Annotated in this window: 18 protein-coding genes; 5 read left to right on the top strand and 13 right to left on the bottom strand. The window is 56.4% G+C overall.

The genetic code is table 11. The features are described from left to right. Positions 1-6: 6 nt before the first annotated feature. Complete coding sequence (locus ACR0FE_RS18500; RefSeq protein WP_480914507.1) at positions 7-849, bottom strand: amino acid ABC transporter permease; 843 nt, start codon at positions 847-849, stop codon at positions 7-9. A gap of 1 nt (position 850) precedes the next feature. Then, positions 851-1,597: an amino acid ABC transporter ATP-binding protein gene (locus ACR0FE_RS18495; RefSeq protein WP_480492299.1), complete on the bottom strand. Its 747-nt coding sequence runs from the start codon at positions 1,595-1,597 to the stop codon at positions 851-853. 313 nt (positions 1,598-1,910) lie between these two features. Here ACR0FE_RS18495 and ACR0FE_RS18490 point away from each other — a divergent pair, with 313 nt between their 5' ends. The 3 genes from ACR0FE_RS18490 to ACR0FE_RS18480 are packed head-to-tail and all read left to right on the top strand — an operon-like array spanning position 1,911 to position 4,477. Further along, entirely contained in the window at positions 1,911-2,489 is a 579-nt protein-coding gene (locus ACR0FE_RS18490) for a carboxymuconolactone decarboxylase family protein (RefSeq protein WP_480914505.1), read from the top strand. Between the two features lie 11 nt (positions 2,490-2,500). Beyond that, a complete protein-coding gene (locus tag ACR0FE_RS18485) occupies positions 2,501-3,088 on the top strand; it encodes a helix-turn-helix transcriptional regulator (protein WP_170613900.1) in 588 nt (195 codons plus the stop codon). A gap of 12 nt (positions 3,089-3,100) precedes the next feature. Then, positions 3,101-4,477 (top strand): MATE family efflux transporter, encoded by a 1,377-nt coding sequence (locus ACR0FE_RS18480; protein ID WP_480914503.1) that lies wholly within the window; start codon positions 3,101-3,103, stop codon positions 4,475-4,477. A 48-nt stretch (positions 4,478-4,525) separates the two neighbouring features. On the opposite strand, the gene ACR0FE_RS18475 is transcribed toward ACR0FE_RS18480, so the two are convergent. Next, complete coding sequence (locus tag ACR0FE_RS18475) at positions 4,526-4,720, bottom strand: hypothetical protein (RefSeq protein WP_170613898.1); 195 nt, start codon at positions 4,718-4,720, stop codon at positions 4,526-4,528. Positions 4,721-4,923: 203 nt separating this feature from the next. On the opposite strand from ACR0FE_RS18475, the gene ACR0FE_RS18470 reads away from it, so the two are divergent. Continuing rightward, on the top strand, positions 4,924-5,409 hold the full coding sequence (locus ACR0FE_RS18470) for a MaoC family dehydratase (RefSeq protein ID WP_480914501.1): 486 nt from the start codon (positions 4,924-4,926) through the stop codon (positions 5,407-5,409). Between the two features lie 372 nt (positions 5,410-5,781). On the opposite strand, the gene ACR0FE_RS18465 is transcribed toward ACR0FE_RS18470, so the two are convergent. Continuing rightward, positions 5,782-6,876 carry an Ntn hydrolase family protein gene (locus tag ACR0FE_RS18465; RefSeq protein WP_480914499.1) on the bottom strand — a complete coding sequence of 365 codons (1,095 nt, stop codon included), beginning with the start codon at positions 6,874-6,876 and terminating at the stop codon, positions 5,782-5,784. A gap of 198 nt (positions 6,877-7,074) precedes the next feature. Between ACR0FE_RS18465 and ACR0FE_RS18460 the strand changes: the two genes are divergently transcribed. Then, on the top strand, positions 7,075-7,413 hold the full coding sequence (locus tag ACR0FE_RS18460) for a helix-turn-helix domain-containing protein (RefSeq protein ID WP_480914497.1): 339 nt from the start codon (positions 7,075-7,077) through the stop codon (positions 7,411-7,413). A gap of 285 nt (positions 7,414-7,698) precedes the next feature. On the opposite strand, the gene ACR0FE_RS18455 is transcribed toward ACR0FE_RS18460, so the two are convergent. The 9 genes from ACR0FE_RS18455 to ACR0FE_RS18415 form a co-directional block, all read right to left on the bottom strand. Next, complete coding sequence (locus ACR0FE_RS18455) at positions 7,699-9,207, bottom strand: aldehyde dehydrogenase (NADP(+)) (RefSeq protein ID WP_480914495.1); 1,509 nt, start codon at positions 9,205-9,207, stop codon at positions 7,699-7,701. Positions 9,208-9,210: 3 nt separating this feature from the next. Continuing rightward, positions 9,211-10,206: a 4-hydroxythreonine-4-phosphate dehydrogenase PdxA gene (locus tag ACR0FE_RS18450; protein WP_480914493.1), complete on the bottom strand. Its 996-nt coding sequence runs from the start codon at positions 10,204-10,206 to the stop codon at positions 9,211-9,213. Between the two features lie 3 nt (positions 10,207-10,209). Then, a complete protein-coding gene (locus tag ACR0FE_RS18445) occupies positions 10,210-10,920 on the bottom strand; it encodes a GntR family transcriptional regulator (RefSeq protein ID WP_480914491.1) in 711 nt (236 codons plus the stop codon). A 1-nt stretch (position 10,921) separates the two neighbouring features. Then, complete coding sequence (locus tag ACR0FE_RS18440; protein ID WP_480812890.1) at positions 10,922-11,836, bottom strand: dihydrodipicolinate synthase family protein; 915 nt, start codon at positions 11,834-11,836, stop codon at positions 10,922-10,924. Then, positions 11,833-13,008, bottom strand: a complete 1,176-nt coding sequence (locus ACR0FE_RS18435; RefSeq protein ID WP_480914489.1) for an L-rhamnonate dehydratase — start codon at positions 13,006-13,008, stop codon at positions 11,833-11,835. Before ACR0FE_RS18435 ends, ACR0FE_RS18440 begins: the two co-directional genes overlap by 4 nt. A 2-nt stretch (positions 13,009-13,010) precedes the next feature. Further along, positions 13,011-14,510, bottom strand: coding sequence for a tripartite tricarboxylate transporter permease (locus ACR0FE_RS18430; protein WP_480914487.1), 1,500 nt, complete (start codon positions 14,508-14,510; stop codon positions 13,011-13,013). A 5-nt stretch (positions 14,511-14,515) separates the two neighbouring features. Next, positions 14,516-15,001, bottom strand: coding sequence for a tripartite tricarboxylate transporter TctB family protein (locus ACR0FE_RS18425; protein ID WP_170613889.1), 486 nt, complete (start codon positions 14,999-15,001; stop codon positions 14,516-14,518). Between the two features lie 67 nt (positions 15,002-15,068). After that, positions 15,069-16,019 carry a Bug family tripartite tricarboxylate transporter substrate binding protein gene (locus ACR0FE_RS18420; protein WP_480914485.1) on the bottom strand — a complete coding sequence of 317 codons (951 nt, stop codon included), beginning with the start codon at positions 16,017-16,019 and terminating at the stop codon, positions 15,069-15,071. Positions 16,020-16,519: 500 nt separating this feature from the next. Further along, positions 16,520-18,043 carry a tripartite tricarboxylate transporter permease gene (locus tag ACR0FE_RS18415; protein WP_170613887.1) on the bottom strand — a complete coding sequence of 508 codons (1,524 nt, stop codon included), beginning with the start codon at positions 18,041-18,043 and terminating at the stop codon, positions 16,520-16,522.

Genomic DNA, 18,043 nt, shown 5'->3' with positions numbered 1-18,043 from the left:
TCAGTTTTATTGGTCGACGGCATATTTCTTCTCCAGATGGCTTACGCCAATCGACAGGATCAGGGTCACCACCAGATAGACCAGTGCGATGGTGAACCAGATTTCGAAACTCATATACGTGTCTGAAATGATGTTGCGTCCGAAAGTGGTCAGTTCGGCCACCGCAATCACGCTGACAATCGCTGAGGATTTTATGAGGTGCACGACCTCGCCGGTCATCGGCGGCAGCATGAAACGGACGGATTGGGGCAGGATGATATAACGATACGTCTGGGCAGGGCTCATCCCGATGGACTTGGCGGCCTCCCACTGCCCGGTCGGAACCGCGTTGATTCCGGCGCGCAGGATTTCCGATATCAGAGCGGAATGGAACACGGCCAGCGTCAGGATGCTGGCGGTATAGCGATCAAACCCGAAAATCGGCCCCAGAACGTAATAGAACAGATAAAGCAGGACCAGCAGCGGTATGTTTCGGATCAGCTCCAGATAACCGACGGCGACGGCCGACCCAACGACCAGACCGGACAGGCGCAGCAGCGCCACGAACAATCCAATAACGGTTGCCAGCAGAAACGCGGTGACCGATAGCTTGATTGTGGCCACCAGCCCGATCGGGATTTCACCCCATTCGAACCCCAGTTCGGTGTTGCGGTACAGAAATTGCGGCACCCTGTACCATTGCCAGTTATATCCCATGCCCTGCGCGCCAACGTACGAGCCATAGGCAATCAGCCCCACGATGATCGCATACATGACGACGGAAACGGGGACCGAGCCGAAAAAGCGCTTGTAGAGCGGTGGCTTGGGCAGCGGCTGGCCCCTTGGTGCAGATATGCCCAGATCGCTCATGTCAGTGTTCCAGTATCTGGTTCAGGAACAACCGGCACCGTTCGCTGGATGGGTTGGTAAAGAACTGTTCCGGCGGCGAAACTTCGACGATCTGACCGGCTTCCATGAAAACCATCGTGTCAGCGACTTTGCGGGCAAAACCCATTTCATGCGTGACGACAACCATCGTCATGCCTGTGTCGGCAAGCTCGACCATCACATCAAGCACTTCATTGATCATTTCAGGGTCAAGTGCGGAAGTCGGTTCGTCAAACAGCATGATTCGGGTCTCCATGCAAAGAGACCGGGCAATAGCCACGCGCTGCTGTTGACCGCCGGACAACTGCGCCGGGTATTTGTCGGCCTGTTCCGGAATGTGGACACGGTCAAGATAGTTGCGCGCGGTTTCTTCGGCCTTTGCCTTCGGGACCTTACGTACCTTCATGGGGCCGATCATCAGGTTTTCCAGCACAGTCAGATGTGGAAACAGATTGAACTGCTGGAAGACCATCCCAACTTCCTGACGCAACTCCCGGATCTCCTTGGCCCCTTCAAAAACCTCGATCCCATCAATCACGAGGCGCCCAGAATTATGCCACTCCAGCCCGTTGAAACAACGGATCAGGGTCGACTTCCCGGAACCTGAGGGACCACAGATGACAACCTTTTCACCCTGGTGAACGGTCAGATCGATGTTCTTCAGCGCGTGAAAGCCACCATAGAACTTGTCCAGATTGCTTACCTCGATCATCGGAGTGGGTTGGTTCATGCCTGACCTGTTCTAATTCGGGATCGCATATTGAGGGCGTTGTGAGTTCAGGAAGCCTGTGGCAAGAGCGGTCGCCTTCGGAAAAACCTGCGCGCGGAACACTTGTTTCGGCGCAATTCTGGATCGGCCCAAGCAGTGCCATCGACTTGGCGATACGATTGAGTGGGGCAATCTGGTAAGGCCATGGAATCCTCAATTCTGTTGCGCACTGATTAATATGGTTGCTTAATATGCAATATTCGTCAATAAAAAACTCAGCGGGTAGTTTCTGACTGCCTGAAATTTGAGCTGACGGCCAACGGAAGGAGCATGAATGTCTGCCTGGATTCGGATGATTTCTGACGAGGATGCCGACGATCAGCTAAAGGCCGCATTGGACCTGGCCCGTACGCCGCACGGAACCGTCGACAATGTCATGCGCGTGCATTCGCTGCGGCCCAATACGATGAATGGGCACGTTATTTTGTACCGGGCCTGTCTGCACGATGACGTCAACACAGTGCCCATGTGGTTTCAGGAAGTCATAAGTTCCTATGTGTCCACCCTGAACGGCTGCCCCTATTCCTATGCCAATCACTGGGCCAATGCCCGGCATCTAATCGGGGATGATGCACGCGCCGACAGGATTGAAGCGGCGTTGAAGGCCAACCGCCCCGAGGACGCATTTGACGGCGCACAGCTGGCAGCGATGATCTATGCCGGGAAACTTACCCAATCGCCCGCCGCGATGGCCGAGTCTGACGTCTCGGCCTTGAAAGAAGCCGGATGGGACGACGGAGAGATCCTCGAAATCAACCAGATTGTTGGGTACTTCAACTACGTGAACAGGTTGCTGAACGGTCTCGGCGTGACCACAGAGGGAGATGTCGTGGGTTATTACGCCGACGAGTGACGGGATGTACCATGCAGGATGACACTCCGGGAAGACAAATTGACCGCGCGATCGGTGCATCGCTGAAGGAGCTGCGCCAAAGCCGGAAACAATCGGCCCGTCGTCTGGCCGAGCAATCGGGCATTTCAGCGGCGATGGTCAGCCGCATTGAAAACGGGCTTGTGTCACCTTCGATCGATACATTGGCCGCATTGGCCGAGGCACTTGAAGTGCCTATCGTCTCGCTGTTTCGCGAAGCGCGGACAGATCACACCGACTATACCCTGGTTCGCCACGGACAAGGGCTGAAGTCTACCCGTCTTGCTGGCGGGCATTCCCATGAATACGTCAATCTGGCCCTGCATTCCCGCAAGGACCTGCGATTTCAGGCGCGGCGGGTCACTCTTCTGCGCGATGAAGGGCGCCCGCCGACTTATGTCGGCCACGGTGTCGTCTTTGTTCAGGCGCTGGAGGGTCAGGCTGTCTATCGTTACGGCGAGGCGCGATTCACCCTGTCAGCCGGGGACAGCATCAGCGTCGACGCCGAACTGAACCATGGGTTCGAAGAGGTTTTGACGCCAGAGTTCGTTTTTCTGACCGTTCAGGCCGAGCGCCCGTAAAGAAATGCTGAAATGGCCATTCCTGCCGATCTTGATCTGACGCGAGGGCCGATCTCGGTGCATTTTCGCACCTTGGCCATTCCCGGCGCCATCGGGATGCTGTTCAACACGCTCTACAATGTTGTCGACATGTTCTTCGCAGGGCTCTTGTCCACAAGTGCTCAGGCCGGGCTCGCACTTGGGTTTCAGGCGTTTTTTGTTGCGATCTCAATAGGCGTTGGGCTTGGCGCAGCAATGAGTGCACTCGTCGGCAACGCACTGGGCGCGGGTGATCATCGAAATGCACGCAGACTAGCTGCACAAGGCATGAGCTATGGCTTCCTGGCCGCGTGCGTTCTTGCGCTGGCTGGTCTGTGGTATGGTCCTGCACTGATCCGTTTGGTGTCCGAGCCCGGGGATTATCGCGATGCAGGTCTGCGGTATTTCTTTTGGTTGCTCCTTGCTCTTCCAGGTTTTCTGTTGACCTTTGGCTGTAACGGTATCCTTCAGGCACATGGCGATGCCGTTTCCATGCAGCGGGCGCTGATTGTCGCATTTTTCGCCAATATCGGACTGAATCCATTGCTGATCTTCGGGGTTCCGGGCCTGGTTCCCGGCATCGGGTTTGATGGTTTGGCAGTTTCAACCGTGATCAGTCAGACAGGGGTCATGCTCTTCCTGATACGTCAGGTGCTCAGACGGCGCAGGATGCAACGGATGCGGGCGCGGAATTTTGTTCCGCGCCTGGAAAAATTCACTGAAATCTCGGTACAGGTGTTGCCCACAGCCACGTCGTTCATGGTGATGTTGCTGTCCGGGTTCGTGATGCAGTTTGCGCTTAAGATTTTTGGCGAACACGCAATCGCAGGGTACGGCGTGGCCATTCGTCTGGAGCAAATCCTGCTGTTGCCCGTGTTGGGCGTCACCGGCGCCCTTCTGCCCATAGCCTCCCAGAATTTCGGAGCCCGCGACGGCGCGAGGGTGCGCGAAGCCTTGTTCTATTGCTGGAAGGTTGGGTTCATCATGACCGCCATCGCCGCACCTGTCCTGTGGATTTTCGGCGGTCCGGTTCTGGGCCTGTTTACCGACGATCCCGAAGTGATCCGCGTGGGACTAAGCTACCTACGCGTCGACAGCCTGATCCTGCCGTTCTACATGATGCTGTTTTCGATCAACTCGCTTTTGCAGGCACTGAAAAGGCCGATCTGGACCGTCTGGATCAGCCTGTATCGGCAGGGTTTTGGGGTTGCTTTCTTCGTCTGGATATTTGTCGGCCTGCTGAGTTTCAACGAAATCGGCGTGTGGATCGGAACGGCCGCAGCGGTCATAACCGGGTGGATGATTGCCGTTCTCATTGCAACACACGTGGCACGTCGCGAGCTTGGTGGACTCTGGAAGCCGGTGATCTAATCAGAGGCCGGTACGTATGCTGCCAGTGATGAAGATTTGGCTTTCCCACTAGCTCGTTCTCGGGGCCACTGAATCCGTCCGGCGGACCTGAGGGACGATGTCGCTCAGCGTCAAGTGTTCCAATTTCGGCGTAATGGCCAGAATGGCGCTGCCATGTTCCAGCATGTCCGGGATTGAGCTTGCATGTACAAGACCGCCGGCCTGACGAATGATCAGGGATCCCCGCCAGAGCGTCCCGGTCATTCAGGTGCGCCACGTAGTAGGTGCAACGACATCCATCGATCACATCGTCCAAGAGGTTCTGACTTATTGCAGCAGTCCATCGGTCTCGCGACGAAAAGTGATTATTGAAGGCGGCATTCACCTTTACTGAGGTCAGTTTCAGGTTCAAACATGTATACGTCGCGTTTGCCACTTACGTCTGATCGGCAGGCGTTGGGTTGTCGTTGACGGACAACTGCGCGTTTTTCTATGCTCTTGGAATGATCAGCGGCAAGTTTTTTGACGATCTGTCAGTCGGAGACACCTTCGAGACTGGTGGGATTACGCTCACCGAAGGCGCAATAATTGATTTTGCACTTACGCACGATCCGCAGCCCTTCCACGTGAATAAAGTGGCGGCGAAGGAGTCGATTTTCGGCGGGATCATTGCCAGCGGCTTTCAAACCATAGCGCTCACCTTCCGGCTGTTTCGTGATACCGGCGTACTTACTGGCACCAACCTGGGCGGCCATGGCATGGACGAGGTACGATGGCTCGCTCCGGTGTTCCCGGGAGACACACTTCGTGCTCGTGTTACGGTTGAGATGCTCACACTGTCACGCTCGAAGCCGGACCGGGGAACGGTACGGTTCCGCTATCTGACGTTTAACCAGGATGATATCGAGGTGCTCAATTTGGTTATGGATCACGTAATGGCACGGCGGCAATAAGTCGGTTGAATTTCATATTTCGGTAGTTGGGTTCTGAGTGTTTTCGGCGCCTCACCGGATCGCGGTCCTGGCCGGCCTCCGCACTTTAAAATCTGCTCGGAGCACTCTATCGCCAACGGAGAGGTTCCAGCATCCTTTCAACAGGTTGCCGAAGGCTATTGCACTCGCCCCTTTCTTACCGTCCGTCGGATTGTCGCACAGCTGCGTGGCGACCTGTCAGACCGTACTTCGGTTCAAAGGCAATATCCTGTCGCCGCCAGAGATTGGCAGTGCGCAACAAAGTTGACGGGGATATTGGCAGCTGGGCATTTCAATATAAGAAAAGCCCCCGTCGGGTAACGGGGGCTGTTTTTGAGTTTCATAAGAGTTGCATCAGGAGCCTGCTTCGGGTTTCGGGCACGGGCGGAACTCGATCATCCGCCCACCTTCGTTGGCTTGATCCATGGCATCCGCACAGACCTGACCACCGTTAAGATCGTGGGCGATTTTGGCATCTGTGATCGAGAACGAAATTTCCGCAGCGGTCGCGAAATCCCGCACTGTGATGACGTCGTCTCCCAGGATCGTTCTGCTGGTCTGTCTGGTGGTATAAGTCGCTCCGATGGTTGGGTCGATCACCTGCTGCGGGACACTGGCACCGCTGTCATACATGTTCTGTACCGTTCCCAAAGCTTCCGGCTTGGACATACCACCCAGAGAAATGTTCTGGTTAAGCCAGGTCAGACGCAGGTGTCGGCTTGCCGAGGAAATGTCCGCCGGAACGTTCTCTGCAGTCTTTCCATCTTCCGCATTGAACGCTGCAATGTTCTCGCGGTGGTACTGCAACAATGGCGCGTTCGCTTTTACCCCAAGGTCCGAACCTTCAACATTGCCGGAGTAAACCAGAACCTCACCGCCCTCGTTCACTTGGAACAGAACGACATCACCATTTGCGTCCACGGCCGAAACATGCACTCCGTGCTGACCCGCATGACCCAAATCTGCTGACCAGGCGAACTGGAACTCACCCGAGTTATACGCCTCGGCGATTTCGGGGGCGGTGTCGTACATTGCGACCAGATAACCCGGCGCGTCGGCCAAGTTCACGGCCGGGGCGCCATTGTCCTTGTAATCACCAATGTAGTCTGCACTGGGGGACATATAGAGCGTATCCGCAACCATTCCCTTGTCGTTGAAGGCCTGTGCCTGAACACCGTGGAAAGACTCGTTCTCTACCCAAGCTACAGTGAAGTTCTTCGCCGGTTCGTCTGATTGGCGCGAGTATCCATCGGCTTCGTAAGATGTGACGTCATCGCCAACGCCGAAAGTCACAAGATCCATTCCGGTTTTTGTGCCCCAATCTACTGAGCGAACATAGGCGACACCGTGGTCTGATTGCTTGGCAAGCCGCGAGCAGGCGTCCGCTGATGACGCCAATGCGGTCGAGGCCATGAGGGTTGCCATCATTACTTTTGAAAAGAGGGTCATTGTCGTTTCTCCGTCTATCTAGTGTGATTGATCATCTTTGTGAGGCCGATATAGACGTTGAATCATCTATGTGCAATGATTTTGCGCACATTTCCGGTATGCTGTTTTTGCAATGCCACCTTTGCCGGTACCGTTGACTGATGTGTAGATCGCCATTAACCCAAGGAATGACAGAACATTATTTACCGATGGAAAATCATGCAGGTTGAGAGCGACGTCGAACTCGGAAAGCGAATTGCAAAAAAAATCGCGGACCTCATCGAAGAACAAGGCACCAACCCTGGTGCTGTAGCGAAAGCGGCGGGGCTTGGCGTGACGTCGGTCAGAGACCTGCTGAGCGGCAGGGCGCGTACGCCGAACGTCGCAACTCTGGTTCGAATAGCGAATGTGCTTCACGCTGATCCGGGAGACCTCATTAGCCCCCAGCAAAGCGACCCCCAGGCAAATGCACTGTACTTTGCGTTAGACGCGGACAATCAACGCCGTATTCGCGCCATCATGCGAGCGTTGCTCGGCGATCAGGAAGCACGCCAGTAATGCTATTCCGAAATGGAACAGCACACGTCAGTCATGGGCTCGGTGTCGACCTTGAACACTCGCACCAATCACTGTGGAGCGGCTCGCCGAGCTAACCTTTCCCGACAAGAGCAATGTCATCGGCCGACGATGGTTTGTTTTACGGCCCGCGCCGCCGCACAGTTGCTCCAGCAAAGTCAGCGCAACCGGCCCTTCCGGATCGACACATCTGAAGGCTGATGATGAACTGTGACGAACCCGGCCGATTCCGATTTCATTTGCCTCTCCCGGAAACGACAGACGAGGCTAGAACTGCTCTGGCAACATTACGTCCGGTACGTTCTGGAAGCATACAGGCCGCAAGAAACGGCGAATGGCCAGTGTACCGACGGATGTTGCCCCAAAGTTCGTGGAAGCCGGGTATGGACCTCCATGTACCATTGTGTCGCTGACTTCCACACCAGTCGGGAAGCCGTTTACAAGGATCCGGCCAGCTTTGCGTTCAAGAACTGGCAACAACGTTTGCGCAATTTCCGCGTCATCTGAATCCATGTGCAGCGTACATGTGAGCTGCCCCTGCAGGGACATTGACACTTCCCGCATCTGGCCGATGTTTTCTGCGACTACCAGGAGCCCCAATGGCCCGAAAACCTCGTGTTCCAGTGTTTCATTGCCCAGCCAACCCTTTGCCGAGACCTGATAAAGGAAAGGGGTTGCCGTGCGCCCGTCGCACGCGGTTGCCAGCAATTCGGTAACAGACGGTTCTGCAGCAATCATCGACTGACCGCTACGGTATGCCGCCGCAATGCCGTCTGTCAGCATGGTTTGTGGGGCGGTGTTCTTCAAGCCTTCGACTGCTGCCTTGGCAATTGCTTCGGCGTGGTCCTTCAAGACGACTGCAATGCCGGGGTTGGTGCAGAACTGGCCCGCACCCATCGTAAGCGAACCTGCCCAACCGGCGCCAATCTCAGCACCCCGTGTCGCCGCGGCTGCCGGCAGGATGAACATCGGGTTGATTGAGCCTAGCTCACCAAAGAACGGAATGGGCTCAGGACGCTGCGCACAAAGATCGAACAGTGCCCGGCCACCGGTCAACGAGCCGGTAAACCCTACCGCTCGGATCAGCGGGTGTGTTACCAGTGCCTGCCCTGCCGCCATCGTGTCACCGTGTACTAATGAGAAAGCGCCAGGATGCGTGCCCGCCTTGTCGATTGCGCCCTTGATGGCGTCTGCAACAACCTCTCCGGTCGCCGGATGAGCGGGATGGCCTTTGACCACAACAGGGCAACCGGCGGCCAGCGCCGAAGCAGTGTCGCCGCCAGCGGTTGAGAACGCAAGCGGGAAGTTTGATGCCCCGAAAACGGCAACCGGCCCGATAGGGCGCTGTACCATTTTCAGATCAGGACGCGGCAAAGGGGCTCGATCCGGCAACGCTTTGTCATGGCGGCGGTCCAGATAGTCACCTGACAGGATATGAGAGGCGAACAGGCGCAACTGGCCTACGGTACGACCCCGCTCTCCCTGAATCCGAGCTTCGGGAAGGCCGGTTTCCTGCGTGCCAATTTGGGTAATGAGATCGCCGCGCGCGTCGATCTCATCAGCAATCGCATTCAGCAGGGCCGCGCGGTCTTCGCGGGTGGAATACCCAAAGCTCCAGAATGCTTCTTCGGCGGCTTGGACCGATGCGTCGATATGGGCGGCGGTTCCGGATGAAAATTCATGTGCGTCCCCACGCGCCGGGGAGGATGAAAATTTCACGTCTCCAGCGATCCATTCACCTGCAATCAGGTGTTTTCCGTGCGGCTTGAAAGTCATGTTTCAGTTGCCCCAATGCGTGACCATGTCACATGCGATGTCAAAAGCAGCGCGGGTTGCGCCGACATCCGCACAGCCCTGGCCTGCGATATCAAACGCCGTTCCGTGGGCCGGAGTGGACACGGGGAATGGCAGCCCACCTTGCACCGTCACACCACGGTCAAAGCCAAGCAGTTTCAGCGCTATCTGACCCTGATCGTGATACATGGTCACAACCGCGTCTATTTCCTTGGCAACCGCCTTGAGGAACACGGTGTCGGACGGCCACGGACCATCAACTGACATCTGCCCCCGCGCCAGTTTGCGGACTGCCGGTTCGAGGATGTCGATCTCCTCGGTGCCGAAATTTCCACCGTCACCGGCATGCGGATTGATCGCGGCCACTGAAATCCGAGGGCGATTTAAACCAGAACGGCGCAGTGTGTTGTGGATCAGATGCACCGCTTCGGCAACGCGTTCTTCGCTGATCATGTCGGCCACGTCACGCAGGGCGACATGACTGGTCACGCGGCTGGTCCACATGCCGTCAAGCGTGTTGAGTTCCGAGATGTAGTTCGTCACGCCCAGCTTTTCGGCCATGTAGTGAAGCTCGTCATCATGACCCAGCCCCGCCAAGTGCATCGCGGCCTTGTTGAACGGTCCAAATACGATGGCGTCAATCACACCGGAGCGCGTCAGTTCCAGAGCGGAATCCAGCGTTCGCAGAACCGATGCTCCGCCAGCTTCGGTCACTTCGGCAACCCTCACTTCGTTAGGCGCAATCGTCTCCATCTCGTGCAAGGCGAACGCAGGGGCTTGGGTCCAGTCGCCCAACGCGTCAACGGGGGTCAGGTCATAAGTTTCACCGGCGACGGTCTGTCCCGTTTCAAACACATGCCTGTCGCCGATCAGCAGAATGTCCGCCGCCTCGGAAACGCCCTCCGAAGTCAGCAACCGTGCGATCAGTTCCGGCCCGATGCCGCTTGGATCACCGGGGATAATACCAATTCTGGGCTTCATCTTTCAGTCCTCGGACTTTGCTCCACTGCTTTGGGCGTGAAGGCGTTCAATATTCTCGATTGTACTATTCAGGTGATCGCGCAGCGCCCGCCGCGTCGCGGCTGCGTCACGCTTTTGCAGGGCGTCAGTGATCCGCGAGTGTTCGAACAGAGTATTGTCACGGCGATCAACCTGTTGCGACGACAAGAAACGTGCACGCCAAAGGCGGGCGTTATATTGCCGGTGCGTTTCGATAAGGGGCTCATTCCGGCTGGCTTCAACGATGGCCGCGTGAAACTGCATGTCGAGTTGAAAGAACTCCAGCGGTTCGAGCTTTCCGGAACCTTTGGACATACGAGCACCTAGGCGAACAATTTCGGCTATTTCAGCCATCGTTGCTTCGACGCAGGCGATTTCACCCGCCAACGCTTCGAGAGCGCCCAGGACCGAAATATACTGCGTCAACTCGTGCAGAGAAGGGTCGGCAACGTGCGGGCGCCGTGTGGCCGAGTACTCCACCAACCCTTCAACTTCGAGCAACCGCAAGGCTTCGCGCAAAGGCGTACGGGATACGCCGAGCGCCTCGGCCAGATCACGTTCGGGAATTGCCGTACCGGGGGCAAGCTTACCCAGCAGAATAAATTCGCGCAGGTTGTCGGCGGCTTCTTCGGCAAGTGTCTTGCGTGGCTTTACACCACCTTCTTCTTTCAGGCTATCAATCCAGCTCTCGCTCAAATCACTTCCCCCAGCTCAAAACCATAGGATCCAACGGCCGCAGCAGGTCGATCAGACGCGAGCGGATGGCGGGATGCAACGGCGGAATTGGGTGGCGGCAAAATTCTGATTTGATTACGCCGCCTTCGACCATCGCGGCCTTGCACGATTGCCAGCCGCATTGACGGTTTTCGTGATTAATTGCCATGGCTACCCGACCATAGGCGGCGGTCGCTTCGTCGATGCGTCCGGCATGGTGGTGGGTCAGCACCGGTTTGATCTGATCCACGATCATGCCCGAGGTCATCGAACCTGTTGCGCCGGCATCCAAATCCGCCAGAAGGGTGATGGCCTCTTCGCCATCAAAAGGCGCTTCGATTGCGTCGCCACCCTGTTCTATCAGCGAACGGATTTTGTTGGCGGCACGGGGACATTCGATCTTGAACAGCTTCACTTCCTCAATCTCTTGTGCCATGCGCACCAGCAGTGGCACAGGCAGATCCACGCCGGAAAGTGGTGCATCCTGCACCATGATCGGAATTCCGACCTCGCCAACAGATGCGAACTGCTCGAAGCTCTGTTCGGGTGTGCCTTTCAGAAGTGCACCATGATATGGCGGCATCATCATTACGATGTCAGCCCCCAAATCCTTGGCGAATTGCGCGCGCTCAACGGCAATCTGCGTGGCATAGTGGCTGATCGTTACGATGACCGGAACCCGTCCCGCGATATGTTCGACCGAAAGCCGCGCCAGCACTTCGCGTTCGGCATCCGAAATCAGAAACTGCTCCGAAAAGTTGGCCAGAATGCAGATTCCATCCGCTCCTTGATCAATCAGGCAGTCGAGCACCCGTTTCATACCTTCGAGATCAAGCGTCCCGTCATCATTGAACGGTGTTGGCGCAACCGGCCAGATACCTGCGTATTTCCGGTTCATTCCGTCACCTCGAAGTCATGCAGATGCTTGTCCGAGATCTCGATCCCGAGGCCGGGCTTGTTGTCGTCCAGATCCAGATAGCCATCCACGGCATCCGGGTCGCCTTCGAAGATGTAATAGAACAGCTCGTTTCCGACCTCGACGTCGAAGACCGGGAAGTATTCGCTGATCATGCAATTCGCATTGGCCATAGTCAGGTGATAATTGTGCATCTGACCTGCATGCGGGATGACCGGAACCTGGAAAGCTTCGGCGACCGCGTTGATCTTTTGCGCGGCCGTGATGCCACCCACGCGGTTCGTGTCATATTGCAGCACACTGACGGCTTTCTTTTGGATCAGATCCTTGCAGCCGATGAGCGAAAATTCATGCTCCCCGCCCGAGATGGGCACGATATTCATGGCATTCAGTTCACGGTATCCTTCCACATCGTCGGCAATTACCGGTTCTTCCAGCCAGCGCGGTTCGAACTTCGCAAGCTTGGGCAGCATCCGCTTGGTGTAATCGACGTTCCAGCCCTGATAGCATTCCAGCATCAGATCTACATCATGGCCAATAACTTCACGAACCGCTTCCACGCGTTTGAGGTTTTCCCGCATGCCGGTCATGCCGTCCTTCGGGCCCCAGCCAAACCGCATCTTGTAGCCTTGATAGTTGTTCTTCCTGGCCTCTTCCGCCTCGGCCTGCATCGCTTCGATGGGCCCCGAATAGAGCTTAGAATAATAGACCGGTATCTTTTCCTTGGTGCGACCGCCCAGCAACTTGAACACAGGCTTGCCCGCCAGTTTGCCCATCAGGTCCCAGATGGCAATGTCGACAGCAGAAATCGCGGTCATTCCGATACCTTTGCGGCCCCAAGCATGCGACCGGCGGTACATCTTTTCCCAAAGGTAGGCATAGTCGAACGGGTCTTCGCCGATCACCATAGGTGCGAACCATTCGTCGATGGCCTTTTTCACTACACCCGGGGCAAGTGCCGCGTTGCCGATGCCGACTGTGCCGTCTTCGGTTTCAATCTCGCAGGTCAGCCACTGGTGAAAACGGAAAGAGGACATCGCATCGCCCTTTTCCCACAACAAGTCGCTGGCGTTGGTGCAGAAATTGCCCTGCGGTGGAACGGTCTTGCCTTTCCAGTTCCAGACACGGGTGCGGACGGATTTGATCTTGGTCATTGTTATTCTCCGGTCGACTTAAGCGGCGAGCGTTGTTTGAAAAGGCGTCCCCACAGCAGCGGGCCAAACAGAGCCAGGACCGTAAGAACAAAGAACAAGAGCGTCAGTGGACGGGTCAGCATGAGCCACCATTTTTCGTCCAGCATCACCATCGACTGACCGAGGCGTGTTTCCAGCATACCGCCCAGGATCAGGCCGATGGCCATGGGCACCACGGAAAAACCATAACGGCGCATGAAGAAGCCCAGTATCCCCGAGCCGATGGCGATCCAGACATCCAGCATGGATTGTTCCAGCGCATAGGCACCCACGATCGAGAAGATGAAGACACAAGGCCACAAGATCTGGATCGGGATCAGCGTGACGCGGGCAAAGATCTTGGCACCCCACAGTCCGATGAAGAAGAACAAGATGTTCACCAGCATCATCGACCAGAAGATTGCGAAGGCAAAGTCGGCCTGTTCTGTAAACATCGTCGGGCCGGGTCGCAGACCATGCACCATCAGACCGGCGAGGATCACAGCAGCCGTCGGGCTGCCTGGAATCCCCAGCGCAAGAGTCGGAACCATCGCCCCACCCGTGGCCGAGTTGTTTGCGGCCTCGGACCCAGCGATACCTTCGAGAGAGCCGTTGCCAAACTCTTCAGGCCTCTTCGACCAGCGCTTGGCCTCGTTATAGCCGATCATCGAGGCTACCGTCGCACCTTCAGCTGGCAGAACGCCGATGAACGTGCCAATACCGGACGACCGCAAAATGGTTTTCCAAACCCGCGAATAGTCTTCGCGCGATGGCAAGCGGATGGCTTTCATTATGACGCGCTTGCGCTCCACATGCAGGTTATCGGCCTGGACCAGCAGTTCTGAGATGCCGAACACACCGATCATGACGGGCACAAATGGAATACCTTCGCTCAGCTCGTTCAGGCCGAAGGTGAAACGCTCGATCGAGGTCAGCAGATCGATGCCGACAGTTGCGATCAGCACGCCAAACGCGCCCGACAGGATGTTCTTGACCGGCGATCCATCTCCGATAGTTGCCAGCATCGACAGACCGAAAACTGTCAGCGCAAAGTATTCAGGCGGTGCAAAGTTATACGCAGCCCGCGCCATCAATGGGGCAGCGGCCATCAGGCACACGACCGAGATAATTCCACCAATGGTCGAGGAGACAGCGGCCATCCCCAGCGCGCGGCCTGCCTCTCCCCTTTGCGCCAAGGGATAGCCGTCCAAGCAAGTGGTGGCACTGGCCGACGTCCCGGGCGTATTGATGAGAATTGCGGTGATCGCTCCGGCAAAAGTCGCCGCGCAATAAATTGTCGTCAGGATCGCGATGGCCGGAATGGGCTCCATCGTGATCGTAAAGGGAAGAAGCAGCGCAACACCTGTTGTCGCATTCAATCCCGGGAGAGCGCCGACCAACACCCCGCCCAGAGTCGCTGCAAATATCAACGCCAGCAGGTTGGGATCAGCAAGAGCCAAAAGGCCGTTCAGAGCAGCATCCATTGTCTTTACCCGTACCAGAGGTTGGTGAGGATCCCGCGCGGGAAGCGGACCTCAAATATGCCGTTGAACAGGAAGAACACCGCCAGCGGCGCGATGATGCCGACCAGTACAAGTGCCCAGACACGCCGCTCACCCCACAGGGCCGCGAGCGACACGGCAAACAGGCCCAACCCCAGAAAGAGATCAATCTCGGCGATCAGCAGGAAACCGATCAGCAACCCGATTGTGGACTGCACAAGTCGCGAGAGCCTGGCAGGTGCCTCATCACGGTCCTTAAAAAGCAACCAGACTGACAGTAGAACGATCAGGCCGATAACCAACTGAGGGAAATCAGAGGGCTGCATGCCGCGTTTCAGGATCGGCGGAACGCGTTCGAATTGCGTCGAAAGCCAGAAGGCCCAGGCGCAAAACACCAAGATCCCCAGCGGGACAGCAAACTGCGCGAAGCCACCCTTTGGACCATGTCCGGTATTGTCATTGGACTTTTGCATTCTTTTACCCGCCCGCTGGAAAAGTTAGCGCGGCAAGCACCTGACCGGCCGCGCTAAATGGTTCAGATTACTCGATAAAGCCCAATTCTTTCAGAGCGGATTCCATATCGGTGACCATAGTGGTGATCTGGTTGCCCCACTCATCGGAACCCACGACCGAAGTGCTGTCCAACCCGACGGATTCCAGGAAGCCTTGGTATACGCCATGGTTCATGGACTTCAGCAGGGAATCCTCGATCTTGACAGCAACATCATCGGGCGTGTCGGCGTGAACAACAAAGCCGCGAACCGTCGAGAAACTGACATCAATGCCCATCTCCTTGGCGGTTTTCACATCTGGCAGACCTGCCATACGCTCGTTGGCCAAAACAACGATGGGGCAAACGTCGCCTGCGTCGATCTGAGATCCGGCTTCGGCCAGGTTCAGAACAGCCGCGTCAACCGCACCTGCAACCAGTTGGGTCGCCAGTTCACCACCGCCTTCGAAGGGAACAATTTTCGGGGTCTGCATGCCGCCTTTCTTGGTGAACATGAACGCCGATACGTCGTCGATGTTGCCCAGGTGGGTGGTGCCATAACTGATTGGTGCTTCTTTCTGAGCTGCAACAAAGGCTTCGGCATCCTCATATGCACCGCAACGCACCATCAGGATCTGCGGGTCATCGGTACCGCGGGCGATCGGGCGGATATCGTCCAGAGACATCTTGGTCTTGCCTTTTGCAACTGTCGCCGCGTGACCGATGGTGAAGGTCAGGATCGTGTAACCATCCGCCGGGACGGTCAGGTAGTGGTCCATGGCGACTGCACCGCCGCCACCTTTCTTGTTTACGACAACCATGTCGGTGCCCAATTCGCGACGGGCACGCAGCATCATCATGCGAGTGGTGACGTCCGTACCACCACCGTTTCCGGCATGGGTCACGACCTCGATGGTTTTGGATGGGTACTCATCAGCGGCGGCGATGGTCCCGGTCAGGGTCATGGCTGCAACCGAAACGGTGGCAAGAAAATTCATCATTTATCGATCCTCCTAAGTTCTCGAACCGGGCCTCCTCAGATCCGATTCGCAATCTCGCCCGGATTTCGTATCAGGTATTTGGAATTTGGTATACCAAATTTTTTTCTTGGGGATGCGTGCCTGAAAACGCAGGTACAGGAAACAGCAAAGTTGCTTCGCTCATGTATTCAGATGAGCGGTCGACCCGTTCTCAAGGCTGGCTTTGAACAGCGCAGCAATTCCAAAGGCTTTTGCAAGAATTGAGCGAAAGTCTATGTATAAGTGAGGCCAGCAACGCGCGCGCAGCAAACTTCTGCCATCAGCGCTTTCCAAATGTTTGAAGCGTGAAAATGAATGGCCGCTTCGGACACGCGGACGCTTGCCAGCAGCCCCTCAGGGACTGACATATGGACTTTGCGACCTTTTCACCGAACCCCAGGAACATCAGCTTTCGCTGTTTGGCAACTGAAAGCACAACGGTCTGTTCATCCAGTCTCTTGAACCTTCATCGACAAAAACAATCAGTCACCATCGGCGACGCCTTCTGCCCGTGCAAGCGCTCGGCGCTGGCGATAGCTGGGAAGGACGACCAATACGACGGCCAGCACCAGCAGTCCCAAAGTCATTGGACGTTCCCAGATAAAGCTTACTCCGTCATACAGTTGCATCGCGCGCGAGAAGTTGTTCTCCAGCAGCGGGCCAAGGATGAACCCGATCAGCAGGGGTGCAAGCGGGTAGTCGGCAAACCTCAGCAACGTGGCGCAAACACCAAAACCGACCAGAATAAGCAGTTCGGTCGCGTTGTTCTGCCCGATATAGGCACCCATGAGGGTGAAGAACAGAATGAACGGTATAAGGAAGTTGCGCGGTACGGCCAGAATCTTGGCGATGTAGGGAATAAGCGGAAGGTTCAGGATCAACAGAACCAGATTGCCCAGATACATTGAGATAATGACCGCCCAAAAGATCTGCGGTTCGTCAACCATGAGGCGCGGACCGGGCGACACGTTCAGGGCAATCAACGCACCGAGAAGGATCGCCGTCGTACCAGACCCGGGAATGCCGAGCGTCAGGAGCGGAACAAACGACCCCGTACACGCGGCGTTGTTGGCACTTTCGGGTGCGGCGATCCCCTTGACGGAACCTTTGCCAAATTGCTCCTGCTCTTCTTTGGACGCGATATTGCGCTCGACGGCGTAACCCAGGAAAGAGGCGATCGTCGCCCCGGCTCCGGGTAGTACTCCGATGAAGAACCCCTGAAGGGATTGACGTCCGATGACCGGGGTAATCCTGCGCGCCTCGTCGCGTGTGATCCTAAGGTCCTTGATCTCGCCGGCCTTTTCGCCATCACCCGTCTTGGATCGGTTCGGATCAAGCACCAGATAGATCGCCTCAGGCAACGCGAACATCGCCATGGCCAGAGTTATGAAGCCAAAGCCCGACTGCAAATCCATGATGCCCATCGTGAAACGCGGCGAATTGAACAAGACGCCCTCTCCGACAGTGGCCATGATCAGGCCGAGAAACGTCATCAACAGCGCCTTGCTGACCTGCCCGGTTCCGGCAAAAGCCGCGATGGCCGAAAGCCCCACAACCATCAGGGCGAAGTATTCGGATGAGTGGAACAGAAGCGCGACTGAAGCCAGCGCAGGGGCGAAGATCATCAACAGGACCGCGCCAATCGTACCGCCCGCAAAGCTTGAAATTGCGGCGACCGTTAACGCTTTGCCAGCTTTGCCCTGGCGCGTCATGGGGTAGCCGTCAAAGCTCGTGGCCACGGTTGAGGCAACCCCGGGCGCATTGATCAGTATCGATGAGGTCGAGCCCCCGAATACCGCGCCATAATAGACACCGGCCAGCAGGATCAGTGCCGCCGAGGGATCACCGATGGTGATTGCGACCGGGATCATGATTGCGATGATCGACATCGGGCCCAGGCCCGGCAACATGCCGATGAATGTTCCGATCAGGCAACCGCCGACAACCATTAGAATGTTGGTGAATGTAAAAGCCGTTGAAAGGCCCGTCATTAATCCTTCGAGCAT

Source organism: Ruegeria sp. K7 (assembly GCF_056531785.1).
The sequence above is the reverse complement of the archived record's forward strand: the minus strand, read 5'-3'. Positions and strand labels throughout refer to the sequence as shown.

Excerpts from the sequence above, each read along its gene's own strand:
- ACR0FE_RS18500 (WP_480914507.1), bottom strand. The coding sequence starts at position 849 with ATGAGCGATCTGGGCATATCTGCACCAAGGGGCCAGCCGCTGCCCAAG.
- ACR0FE_RS18495 (WP_480492299.1), bottom strand. The coding sequence starts at position 1,597 with ATGAACCAACCCACTCCGATGATCGAGGTAAGCAATCTGGACAAGTTC.
- ACR0FE_RS18490 (WP_480914505.1), top strand. The coding sequence starts at position 1,911 with ATGTCTGCCTGGATTCGGATGATTTCTGACGAGGATGCCGACGATCAG.
- ACR0FE_RS18485 (WP_170613900.1), top strand. The coding sequence starts at position 2,501 with ATGCAGGATGACACTCCGGGAAGACAAATTGACCGCGCGATCGGTGCA.
- ACR0FE_RS18480 (WP_480914503.1), top strand. The coding sequence starts at position 3,101 with ATGGCCATTCCTGCCGATCTTGATCTGACGCGAGGGCCGATCTCGGTG.
- ACR0FE_RS18475 (WP_170613898.1), bottom strand. The coding sequence starts at position 4,720 with ATGACCGGGACGCTCTGGCGGGGATCCCTGATCATTCGTCAGGCCGGC.
- ACR0FE_RS18465 (WP_480914499.1), bottom strand. The coding sequence starts at position 6,876 with ATGACCCTCTTTTCAAAAGTAATGATGGCAACCCTCATGGCCTCGACC.
- ACR0FE_RS18460 (WP_480914497.1), top strand. The coding sequence starts at position 7,075 with ATGCAGGTTGAGAGCGACGTCGAACTCGGAAAGCGAATTGCAAAAAAA.
- ACR0FE_RS18455 (WP_480914495.1), bottom strand. The coding sequence starts at position 9,207 with ATGACTTTCAAGCCGCACGGAAAACACCTGATTGCAGGTGAATGGATC.
- ACR0FE_RS18450 (WP_480914493.1), bottom strand. The coding sequence starts at position 10,206 with ATGAAGCCCAGAATTGGTATTATCCCCGGTGATCCAAGCGGCATCGGG.
- ACR0FE_RS18440 (WP_480812890.1), bottom strand. The coding sequence starts at position 11,836 with ATGAACCGGAAATACGCAGGTATCTGGCCGGTTGCGCCAACACCGTTC.
- ACR0FE_RS18435 (WP_480914489.1), bottom strand. The coding sequence starts at position 13,008 with ATGACCAAGATCAAATCCGTCCGCACCCGTGTCTGGAACTGGAAAGGC.
- ACR0FE_RS18430 (WP_480914487.1), bottom strand. The coding sequence starts at position 14,510 with ATGGATGCTGCTCTGAACGGCCTTTTGGCTCTTGCTGATCCCAACCTG.
- ACR0FE_RS18425 (WP_170613889.1), bottom strand. The coding sequence starts at position 15,001 with ATGCAAAAGTCCAATGACAATACCGGACATGGTCCAAAGGGTGGCTTC.
- ACR0FE_RS18420 (WP_480914485.1), bottom strand. The coding sequence starts at position 16,019 with ATGATGAATTTTCTTGCCACCGTTTCGGTTGCAGCCATGACCCTGACC.
- ACR0FE_RS18415 (WP_170613887.1), bottom strand. The coding sequence starts at position 18,043 with ATGCTCGAAGGATTAATGACGGGCCTTTCAACGGCTTTTACATTCACC.